The organism is Kribbella sp. NPDC059898 (assembly GCF_042730855.1).
In the GTDB taxonomy this organism is placed as follows: domain Bacteria; phylum Actinomycetota; class Actinomycetes; order Propionibacteriales; family Kribbellaceae; genus Kribbella.
The window spans coordinates 132,254-142,529 of sequence record NZ_JBHWKR010000013.1; the positions used below are offsets into that span (position 1 = coordinate 132,254).

General features: G+C 67.7%; 11 protein-coding genes and 1 pseudogene. 5 read left to right on the forward strand and 7 right to left on the reverse strand.

The features are described 5' to 3' along the window. Positions 1-57: 57 nt before the first annotated feature. Complete coding sequence (locus ACFV9C_RS33300) at positions 58-1,011, reverse strand: diacylglycerol/lipid kinase family protein (protein ID WP_380199749.1); 954 nt, start codon at positions 1,009-1,011, stop codon at positions 58-60. A gap of 229 nt (positions 1,012-1,240) precedes the next feature. Between ACFV9C_RS33300 and ACFV9C_RS33305 the strand changes: the two genes are divergently transcribed. The 4 genes from ACFV9C_RS33305 to ACFV9C_RS33320 all read left to right on the forward strand — a co-directional run bounded on the left by ACFV9C_RS33305 (position 1,241) and on the right by ACFV9C_RS33320 (position 4,417). Beyond that, entirely contained in the window at positions 1,241-1,519 is a 279-nt protein-coding gene (locus ACFV9C_RS33305) for a twin-arginine translocation signal domain-containing protein (protein ID WP_380199751.1), read from the forward strand. A gap of 38 nt (positions 1,520-1,557) precedes the next feature. Beyond that, positions 1,558-2,934, forward strand: a complete 1,377-nt coding sequence (locus tag ACFV9C_RS33310) for a DUF4331 domain-containing protein (RefSeq protein ID WP_380199753.1) — start codon at positions 1,558-1,560, stop codon at positions 2,932-2,934. Further along, positions 2,934-3,314 (forward strand): hypothetical protein, encoded by a 381-nt coding sequence (locus tag ACFV9C_RS33315; RefSeq protein ID WP_380199755.1) that lies wholly within the window; start codon positions 2,934-2,936, stop codon positions 3,312-3,314. The genes ACFV9C_RS33310 and ACFV9C_RS33315 overlap by 1 nt, the downstream gene beginning before the upstream one ends. A gap of 161 nt (positions 3,315-3,475) precedes the next feature. Beyond that, positions 3,476-4,417, forward strand: a complete 942-nt coding sequence (locus ACFV9C_RS33320; protein ID WP_380199757.1) for an acyl-CoA desaturase — start codon at positions 3,476-3,478, stop codon at positions 4,415-4,417. Between the two features lie 39 nt (positions 4,418-4,456). Here the strand turns inward: ACFV9C_RS33320 and ACFV9C_RS33325 are convergent, their stop codons facing one another. Both ACFV9C_RS33325 and ACFV9C_RS33330 read right to left on the reverse strand, forming a co-directional pair. Beyond that, entirely contained in the window at positions 4,457-5,128 is a 672-nt protein-coding gene (locus ACFV9C_RS33325; protein WP_380199759.1) for a ferritin-like domain-containing protein, read from the reverse strand. Positions 5,129-5,484: 356 nt separating this feature from the next. Then, positions 5,485-6,153: a fasciclin domain-containing protein gene (locus tag ACFV9C_RS33330; protein WP_380199761.1), complete on the reverse strand. Its 669-nt coding sequence runs from the start codon at positions 6,151-6,153 to the stop codon at positions 5,485-5,487. Between the two features lie 156 nt (positions 6,154-6,309). Between ACFV9C_RS33330 and ACFV9C_RS33335 the strand changes: the two genes are divergently transcribed. Then, on the forward strand, positions 6,310-7,872 hold the full coding sequence (locus ACFV9C_RS33335) for a molybdopterin-dependent oxidoreductase (RefSeq protein ID WP_380199763.1): 1,563 nt from the start codon (positions 6,310-6,312) through the stop codon (positions 7,870-7,872). Positions 7,873-7,957: 85 nt separating this feature from the next. On the opposite strand, the gene ACFV9C_RS33340 is transcribed toward ACFV9C_RS33335, so the two are convergent. The 4 genes and pseudogenes from ACFV9C_RS33340 to ACFV9C_RS33355 all read right to left on the reverse strand — a co-directional run. Next, on the reverse strand, positions 7,958-8,251 hold the full coding sequence (locus ACFV9C_RS33340; protein ID WP_380199765.1) for a putative quinol monooxygenase: 294 nt from the start codon (positions 8,249-8,251) through the stop codon (positions 7,958-7,960). A 13-nt stretch (positions 8,252-8,264) separates the two neighbouring features. Beyond that, the gene (locus tag ACFV9C_RS33345; RefSeq protein WP_380199767.1) at positions 8,265-8,990 is read right to left on the reverse strand and encodes an iron-sulfur cluster assembly protein; all 726 of its coding nucleotides are present in this window, start codon (positions 8,988-8,990) and stop codon (positions 8,265-8,267) included. Beyond that, positions 8,987-9,343 (reverse strand): oxidoreductase C-terminal domain-containing protein, encoded by a 357-nt coding sequence (locus ACFV9C_RS33350; protein WP_380200060.1) that lies wholly within the window; start codon positions 9,341-9,343, stop codon positions 8,987-8,989. The genes ACFV9C_RS33345 and ACFV9C_RS33350 overlap by 4 nt, the downstream gene beginning before the upstream one ends. Beyond that, positions 9,344-10,189, reverse strand: a pseudogene (locus ACFV9C_RS33355) (NAD(P)/FAD-dependent oxidoreductase); the annotation flags it as partial. Positions 10,190-10,276 lie beyond the last annotated feature (87 nt).

The following is a 10,276-nucleotide window of genomic DNA, read 5'->3' on the forward strand; positions in this document are numbered from 1 at the left end:
GGTCAATCGTTCCGGTTGTTTGGCAGCTGGATATCGGCGGCGGCCATACCGCGACGGTCAGGCGCGGGCTCGTTCGACGCGGACCAGAAGGCAGGCCGGCTGCACCATGAAGCGCAGTTCCGACGCCTCGGTCAGTACGTCGCCGTCGACCTCGCAAAGCTGCGGCGGGTCGACCCGGACGGTGAGTTCGCGACCTCGGTCGCGTTGGAGTGACGGTCCGTCGCCTCGATCCAGCAGGACCCGTGAGGCCACCCCGATCCAGTCGGTGAGGCTCTCGGCGCTGACCGTCGCCACGTCCAGCAGCGCGTCGTCGAGCTCGGCATCCGGCAACAGCGCCATCCCGCCGGTGAGTTCGCCGCAGTTTCCGACCACGACGGTGCGGGCCGGGCCGCCGGGTGCGGCGCGCCCGTCCACGACGAGCTCGAGCGCGAACGGGTCGTCGGCCAGATGTTTCCCGCCGCTGGCGACGTACGCCGCCCAGCCGGCCTTCTCCTTTGCTCCGTCCGGCGCGTCGTTCATGATTTCGGCGTCGAAGCCGACTCCGGCCATCACGGCGAAGCAGTGGACGTTGTCAGCACCGGCCTGCACGTTCCCGGTGCGCTGTTCGCCGTCGGGATCGACGACCATCCAGCCGACGTCGATCTGGCGGTCTCGTCCGGTGAAGGCCGTGGCGGCCGCCGCGGCGAGGGAGTCGATCGGGAGGCCGAGATTGCGCGCCAGCAGATTCCCGGTGCCGCCTGGTAGCAGACCGAGTGCGACGCCGGTGCCGACGAGTTCCTGCGCCACCGCCCGGACGGTCCCGTCCCCGCCGAGCGCGCACACCAGCCTGGCGCCGTTGCGCACCGCGTCACGCGTCTGACCGAAGCCGGGATCGTCCTCGGTCGTCTCGACCAGCATCGGTGCGTCGACGCCTGCCGCAGCGGCCGCGTCCTGGAGTACCTCACGTACCTCATCGAGATCGACCTTCGTCGGGTTGACGACAACGACGATCTCAGGAGCCTTGGCCTTCACCAGCGAACTGTCGCACAACACCCGCGACACTCACCAGGCTCACGTGGACATGCGTGCACGGTTGTGGATCGGAGGGGTGACAGGCCGAAGATTTCCGGATTTCGACCCATCCGGCCGCGAGTGGGCAGCGAACACCCGTCGGGCGCTGATGTGATCCAGATCACATCATCTGCGACAGGGTCGCAGGTGGCGGGTGTTGCCGGCGCCTTCCGCGTGGGAAGGGACAGACATGAGTGACGCAACACGCCGGGGCTTCCTGGTGTTCGCCGGAGCGGGGACCGCGGCGGCGGTCGGCGTCGTGGCGGGGCCGAAGATCTTCGGTGAGCGGTCCGCCGGGGCCGTGGGTGGGGACGAACTGCGGGCGGCAGACCTGGCGAGTGCCGAGTCGTTCGTCGTTCACGTGAAGGACGTGCGCAAGGGGGAGATGGCGATCCTGGTCGGGGACCGCGAGGTCGTCCTCACCGATCGCGAGCTGGCCGCGCGGCTGGCCGGCGTGACCACCGCCTGATCCGAGCAATTTCACTCAGCTCTACTGGAGGAACAGTCATGTCTTCGCATCGCGAAGCACCGGAGATCTCGAAGGACCCGGTCGCGGACAACACCGATGTCTACGCGTTCGTCAGCCCGGACCAGCCGGACACGGTGACCCTGATCGCCAACTTCATCCCGTTCCAGAACCCGTACGGGGGACCGAACTTCTACGAGTTCGGTGACGACGTCCTGTACCAGATCCACATCTCCAACAGCGGTACCGGCCGGGCCGACATCAGCTACCAGTTCCGGTTCCACGCCAAGATCCGGAACGACAAGACGTTCCTGTACAACACCGGACCGATCAGTTCCATCACGGACACGACGTGGAACCGGCCGCAGTACTACACAGTCACCAGGGTCGAGGACGGTCGCTCCCGGGTCCTCGCACGCAACCTGCTCGCCCCGCCGGTGAACGTGGGGATCCGCAGTACGCCGAACTACGCGAAGCTCGCGGGTGAGGCAATCCACACCATCGGCACGCACCGCAAGGTCTTCGCCGGCCAGCGTGCCGACGGGTTCTTCGCCGACCTCGGCAGCATCTTCGACCTCGGGACGCTGCGGCCCTTCCAGATGGCGCACCTGATTCCGTCGGCCGCCGCGATGGGAGTCAACGGTCTGCAGGGATCGAACGTGCACACCATCGCGCTGCAGGTCCCGATCGCGGACCTGACCCGCGACGGCCGGAAGCCTACTGACGTCATGGACCCGAAGGCCGTGATCGGGGTCTACGCGTCGGCGAGCCGGCAGGCGTCGAAGATCCTGGACGACGTGCTGGGCATCGCGATCTGGAACGGTCCGCACAAGCAGGTGTCGCGGCTCGGAAACCCTTTGTTCAACGAGGTCATCGTGCCGATGGCCGAGAAGGACAAGTGGAACAGTCAAGCCCCGCACGACGACAAGCGGTTCGCCGAGTACGTGACGAAGCCCGAGCTGGCCGGGTTGCTGCCGGTGCTGTACCCGGGCGTTTTCCCGCACCTGGCGGCGTACAAGAAGCCTCGCGCGGATCTGGCGGCGATCCTGCTGACCGGGATCCCGAAGGGCGTCGTTCCGGGATTCCAGAACTACACAGGTCCGGTCCAGTCCGATCTGCTCCGGCTCAACGTCGCGGTCCCGCCGGCGAAGTCGCCCGATCCGCTCGGTCTGGTGGCGGGCGACGCGGCCGGGTTCCCCAACGGACGGAGAGTCTTCGACGATGTCGTGACCGTGGAGTTGCGGGCTGTCGCCGGCTTGACCATTCCGTTGGTCGATCCGTCGTTCAAGCCTGACGCGGCGACCTCCGCGATCCAGGACGGTACGTCGAACACGAACTCGGCGTACCTCACGGCGTTCCCGTACCTCGGGACGCCGGCGGGCGGGTACCAGTCCAAGCCCGGAACGCCGGCCGTGTGATGGCCGGCGAGGAGAACCCGCACGCGGGTAAGGGATCGTCGGTCCTGCTCGACATCGGCGGCGACATCGGGGCGCTCGTCATCACGATGCCGGCGGAACTCGACGGCGAGGAGATCGAACTCCGCCCGACCGGGCAACCGGCCGTCGCGGTCAGTCATGCGGCGTACCACACCCACGGTCACGGGCATGGGCATGAAGGCGCACTGCCACATGTCGCGGTGGTGCCGAGGCCGTCGCCTGCGGGAGCTGTTGTGCACTCGGCCGTCTTCTTCGAAGTCCCAGAAGGCAGCTACGAGTTGTACGTCCGTCCCGACGGGCCAGTGCAACTGAGGGCGGATGTCGCCGGAGGCGCGGTCACGGAAGCCGTCTGGCCGCGGTAGGCCGCCTCCAGATACCGACCGCCGGAAGCCCGGGACACTTCCGGCGGTCTCAGCTCTCCGTGGCCCCTTGATCGTTCAAAACGCGGCGACACGAGTAACTCGTCCTGCAGCGGGGCACGTTGGTGAGTGTAGGGGCCGAACTACGGGGACCAGGGGTGATCGTGACGTCAGCTGCAGGCTCCGAATCTGGAAGTCCGGACGAGTTCCAGCCCGCTGGTGGCAAGCTCGAGCGTGGGCTCATCTGGGTGTTCATCGTCGTGCCTACTCTCGCTCTGGTGCCCGGGGTCCTCTTCGCCTGGGGAGGCTGGATCGGCTGGCACGACATCGTCCTCCTGGTCGCGTTCTACGTCCTCACCACGACCGGTATCGGGGTCGGCTACCACCGAGGCTTCACGCACGGCGCCTTCAAGTGCAAGCGTGGACTCAAGATCGGCCTCGCGATCGCGGGCAGCATGGCGCTCGAAGGGCCGGTGATCCGCTGGGTGGCCGACCACCGGAAACACCACAAGTTCGCCGACCGAGACGGCGATCCGCATTCGCCGTGGCGTTACGGCACTACGGCGTGGGCGGTGACCAAGGGGTTCGTCTTCGCGCATGTCGGGTGGGTGCTGTGGGGCCAGGATCGTGCCGACCCGGCGCACTACGCGCCAGACCTCGTCAACGACCGCGACATGGCGGCGATTTCGAAGTGCTTCCGCCAGTTCGCCGCGATCTCGCTGCTGGCACCTGCGCTGATCGGTGCACTGTGGGACAGGTCGTGGCACGGCGCCGCTACCGGATTCTTCTGGGGCACCCTGGTCCGCGTCGCGCTGATGCACCATGTCACGTTCTCGATCAACTCCATCTGCCATGTGACCGGACGGAGACCGTTCGAGGCCCGTGACAGGTCCGGCAACGTCTGGTGGCTGGCAATCCTGAGCCAGGGCGAGTCCTGGCACAACCTCCACCACGCCGACCCCACCTGCGCACGCCACGGTGTCCTCCGGGGACAGATCGACATCAACGCCTGGCTGATCAAGCGATTCGAGCGCCTCGGCTGGGCGTACGACGTCAGATGGCCGGACCGGCAGCGCCTCGAGCGGAAGCGCGTCACGGTCGTGTGACTGATGACCAAGGTATTCGATCGAGCCGGCTTCGCGTGGTCAGGCGATGCTGTACTTGATCAGCTGACGTTCGACCAGATGCAGGCCGTCCTGCCCGGGGAGGGTGTCGATCTTGGCGTCGATCCTGCGTGCCTGGGCGAGACCGTCGGGGCCTCCGAACAGGTACGTGAGCAGGTGGCGTACGTCGTCCTCTGGCATGACTCCGGAGCCGACGATTCTCCAGCCGTTCCGGAGGGCGAACCGGGTGATGCGCTGGGCTCGTGGGTTGCCCTTGAGCCGGCGGCGCGCCTGGCTGTTGTAGAACGCGATGTGACGGGTCTCCTGCTTGGCGATGCGGCGCAGGATCTCGGTCAGCAGCGGGTTGTCCTCGACGGCGATGAACCGCGAGTAGCCGGCGTGGGTGCACCACTCGTTGATCGCGCCCCACGTCATGTGGGTGGCGATGAAGTCCGGTCCGAGAATGTTCGCGAGGAGCGATTGGACGATCGGTGACACCCGGTCCCGCCGGCCGAGGCGCTTGCGGAGCGCGCGCGTGTGCTCAGGCCCGGTCGGTACGTCGTGCACGTCGAGGACCGCGTCCAGTGCCTCGCCGTGCCAGTACTCCTCGTAGTTCCACATCGTGAGGAACGTGGTCACTTCGGGATCTGCGTGCGACGGGGTGACCAGAAGGTCTCGCAGGTAACAGACCGTGTGCGTCTCGACATCGCTCATGTACCGCAGGGCACCGCAGCGCCCCGGAGGACAGCCGCTGGGTGCGGAACTGGCCGAGGTCGAGGTCATCCCATCGCAGTCGTCGTGCTGTGGTTGCGTACGTTGCGACATCGAAGCTCATACAGGGTGTTCGGCGCCACCTCCCGGATGGATGGGAGCTCGCCAGGCCGATCGAGTGCGCAACCCGTGATTGGTCGATGAGCCAGATTGGAGCCTGGCCAGGGAGGCGCCACGTGATCGGTCACGGTTCGTCCGCTGCCGGGTGAGTCGATCGGGGAACGTGTCGTGCAGGGACCGATGCCATCGGCGTCAGGTGTCGGTGGCATCGGTCCGGTCCATGCGACAGCAGCGGCCGATCAGGCGGCCGGCGGCATCAGCACGGAGTCGATCAGGTAGACAGTGGCGTTCGCGGTCTTCACGCCGCCGCAGATCACGTTGGCGCCGTTGACCTTGAGGGCGTCGCCGGAGCCGGTGACCGTGACGTCCTGCTTCTCGACGGTCGGGTGCGTGCCGACCACGGCGGTCGGGTCCAGTTGGCCGGCGACCACGTGGTAGGTGAGGATCTTGGTGAGCAGGGCGCTGTTGGTTTTCAGCGTGTTGACGGTCGCGGCGGGGATCTTGGCGAAGGCCGTGTCGACCGGGGCGAAGACGGTGAATTCGCCGCCGTTGAGGGTGGAGACGAGGTTGACCTTCGGGTTGAGCTTGCCGGAGACGGCGGCGACCAGGGTCTTGAGCAGCGGGTTGCCGGACGCTGCGGTGGCCAGCGGTGCCGCGGCCATGCCGTCGATCGAGCCGGCGCCGGCGGGGTTGGCTTTGGCGTACGCCGCGCAGCCGGGGCCGACCATTCCGCCGGAGGCGGCGCTCGCCGACGGGGAGGTGCTGGGAGTCTCCGCGGGTGCGGACGAGGACGAGGTGCTGGTGGAGGGCGAGCTGCTCGAGTTGTTGCTGCTGCCGCAGGCGGCGCTGGCGAGAACGAGCGCCAGTGTGGTCGCGGCGAAGCCCGCGCGGACGATCTTTCGGGACATGACGATCTCTTTCCTGAGGAGGGACGCGAGCGGCTTCGCTCACACCTGACAGCTACGATTCGGCGCCGGCGCGGATCCGGATGGGTGCTGTCGGCAAGATTCCTTGCTGCCGCGGATCCGACCGATCCGCGGCGTACCCGGCGTCGAACACCTGACATGAGCGAGAAGGCGATACGACGTGCTGCCGGAGGTCTCGGTGGGTTGATCGCGGCGGGAGCCGCCCTCGGCCTCGGGTGCCTCGCCGCCGACCTGTCCGGCGGGCCGTGGCCGGTCGACGCGGTCGGCGTCCAGGTGATCGACTGGTCTCCAGGTCCGGTGAAGGACTGGGCCGTGCGTGAGCTCGGGACGGCCGATCGGACGCTGTTGCGGATCGGCATCTCGGTCACGCTCGTACTCGTCGCCACGGTCGCCGGGGTGCTCGGGAGCAGCGCACGTCCCCGGGTACGGCGGGGGACGGTCGGGATCGCGGCGCTGTTAGGTGCCGTCGGCATCGTTTTCGCGGTGACGAGTCGCTCGGCGACCGCCAGTGTGGTGCTGCGGCTCGTTCCGGCGTCGGTGAGCTTCGTGGTCGCCGTCGCCGGCATGTACTTGGTCGTTCGTGCCCTGAATCCCGCAGTCCCCGTGCCCTCTGGTGGTGAGCAGGAGCGACCGGCAGGGTTCGATCGGCGCCGATTCTTGCTGACAGTGTCGGCGCTCGCCGTGGCTGGGGCCGGCGGCGCCGGAGTGTCGAGTCTGGTGTCGGCGGGGACCGGTGAGGCGGCCAGAGCGAAGTTCCGGGTGCCGCGTCCGACGGATCGGGCTCCTGCGATTCCGGCGGGCGCACAGGTGGAGGTACCTGGGGTGGCTCGTTTCGTGACGCCGAACCCGAAGTTCTATCGGGTGGACACACTGCTGGAGGTCCCGCGGATCAATCCCGACCAGTGGGAGCTGCGGGTGCACGGCATGGTGGACAAGGAGCTGCGGCTGTCGCTCGGCGACTTGGTGAACCGGCGGTTGATCGAGCGGGACATCACGCTGACCTGCGTGTCGAACGAGGTCGGCGGCCCGTACGTCGGCACCGCACGCTGGATCGGCGTATCGATCGCCGACCTGCTCGCGGAATCCGGTGTCCGGAGCGGTGCCGACGCCGTGCGGTCCACGAGCGTCGACGGTCTGACGATCGGTACGCCGCTGAGCGCACTCACCGATGGGCGGGACGCGATGCTGGCGGTGGCGATGAACGGGGAGCCGCTGCCCTTCGAGCACGGGTTTCCGGTCCGGATGGTGGTTCCGGGCCTGTACGGGTACGTGTCGGCGACCAAGTGGATCGTGGACTTCGAGGTCACCAGGTTCCAGGACTTCACGGCGTACTGGACAGATCGCGGGTGGGCCGTGGAGGCGCCGATCAAGACGGCCTCGCGGATCGACGTACCGAAGGGTTTCGCGACACTGAAGGCCGGTCCGGCCGTCGCCGCCGGCGTTGCCTGGGCCCAACGGCGCGGCATCCGGAAGGTGGAGGTCCAGGTCGACGACGGTCCATGGCAACAGGCGCAGTTGGCGGCGCAGGACACCATCGACACCTGGCGCCAGTGGACCTTCCACTGGAACGCCACCCCCGGCACACACAAACTCACCGTGCGCGCGACAGACGCGACCGGCCGGCTGCAAACGGCCGACCAGGCACCACCACGCCCGAACGGCTCAAGCGGCCTGCACAACGTCGTCTTCATGGTCGAGTAACCCCAACCGGCACGCTGAAACGTCACCCGGCAGGCGCCGTACGCCGACGCCCCGGCGCCGATCATGACGCGACGGTCCAACGATCTCAGCCGTCGACTGTGGAGAACGTTTCGACTGTTCGATGTGCGAGTAGTGGTAGGGCCTCGCCGAGGACTCGCTGCTGGAAGGCTTCGGTGGCGCGGTGGTCCTGGTAGCCGGAGGCGTCGGTGTAGTGCTCGTAGAGGACGAAGGTGTTCGGGTCGGTGTCGCTGATCTGCGCCTGGAACCGCACCATCTTGGGCTCGGCGCGGTTGCCGGGGGTGAGTTCGGCGAGGATCGCGCGGATCCGGTCTGCTTCGCCCGGCTTGGCCGTCCAGGTTGCGATGACTACGTGTCCCATGGAGTTCCTCTCCTCAGATGGTGAACCCGATGGCGCGCAGTTGCGCGCGCCCGTCAGGTGTGATGTCGGCCGGCGACCAGGCGGGTGTCCACTGCCACTCGATGCGAACGTCGTCGGCCAGACCGTGGGTCGTGAGCTCGGTGTGGATCTGGTCGGTCATGACGCCGGTCAGGGGGCAGGCCGCCGAGGTCAAGGTCATGGTGAGGGCAACGGTGCGGTCGTCGAGCTGGATGGCCCGGACGAAGCCCAGATCGACGACGTTGACGCCGAGGTCGGGGTCGATGACCTCGAACAGCCGCTCCCGGATGTACGCCGTGGCCTCGTCGTCGATCGAGTTGGGACCGGCCGTGTCGTGCGCGGGTTGCCCGGCAGGTTGGGGCATTGCCCGGTTGGTGGCTTGGTTGATCCCGTCCGGGGTGAGCTCGACCAGGACGTCACTCGTGCAGCTGGTGATCCAGTCGGCGGTGCCGTGTGCCTTCCGCCGGACGCGGACGATGTCTTCGCCGGCCTCGATTCGCACGGAGGTGACGGTGAGGCGCCGCGGATCGAGGCCGTGCTGCCTGGCCCGGCCGACGGCCTGGTCGATCAGGCGGGCGACAGGCTCGCAGGTTCGCCCGGGCCCGTAGCGCAGTCTCGCGACCGCGGTGACGGAGTCGACGCCTTGAACGCGCCGGACTGCCTCGCGCGCTTCGTCCGGGTCGACACGGAGCTGGGTCTGGTCCACGGTAATGGTGGTCATGACGCCTCCGCGCGCGCAGTGGGTCGGCGTGGTGCGAGCCGGTTGAGTGGCACCGACTCGTCCAGGAGGACGTCCTTGGTCGCGGTGTGCTCGGAGAAGAGCAGCCGCCGAGCTACCAGCACGTCCTTCGGACGGTTGAGTGCGATCACCTTGGTGATCCTGGAATCGCGGAGGGAGAAGGCGGAGAAGGACAGATCGTCCATGCTTCCACGTACCACGAGTTCGTCGCCGGGCTCAGCTCGGCCGACCTGCTGCAGGGTGTGATCGTACTGGTCGGACCAGAACCAGTGCGGCTCCCGGAACGGCTCCGCTGTTCCGAGCATGTTCTTGGCGGCCGAGATTCCGTGGTGCATCGCGGTGTCGTGATGCTCGACCCGCAGCCGCCTGCCGTAGTACGGGTGGTAGATGGACGCAACGTCACCGGCCGCGTAGACAGCAGGGTCGCTGGTCCTCGAGTACTCGTCGGTGACGACGCCGCCGTCGACGTCGAGCCCCGCGGCGCCTGCGAGCTCGGTGTTCGGTACCGTGCCGGCACCGATCAGCACGAGGTCCGCCTCGACGACTCCTCGGGTGGTGTGCACGACGGCGTGCGAGGGGGTTTCTGTCACTTGCTGTACGACGCTGCGCAGCAAGAGCTGGACGCCGGCGGCACGATGCACATCGGTCATCACCTCACCGAGCGCCGGTCCGAGCGCGGCTTCCAGCAGGGACGCCGTACGTTCGACGATGGTCACTCGCTTGCCCAGGCCAACGGCTGAGGCGGCAACCTCACATCCGATGAATCCACCACCGAGGATGACGATCTTCTGGGCTACGGCGAGGCGCTGCCGGAGCAGAGAAGCATCCGCGAGCGAGCGCAACGTGAGGACGTGTTCGCCCTCGACACCAGGCAGTGCACGGGCCCGGACCCCAGTGGCCAGGAGCAGCCGCGAGTACGACAGGGATTCGCCGGTGGACAGCTCTACGGTCCGTGCCCGTGGGTCGAGAGCGGTCGCTCTCACTTTGAGCATGGTCGTGACGTCGTTGTCGGCGTACCACGACTCGGGCTTGAGGTAGGTCGGCTCGGGTTGTACTGGTTGTGCGAGCACCTGCTTGGACAGTGGCGGTCGCTCGTAGGGGAGTACCGGATCGTCGCTGATCATGACCAGTTCGCCGTCGAAGCCGTGCGAGCGGAGACCCGGGGGGGGGGGGGGCGCCGCGCCACCACCACCGACCCTTTAGTACCCCGGCCGGGGGGACCCACCACCCCACGGATGATTACGGCGTCGCCCACCACCCAGGGGGTG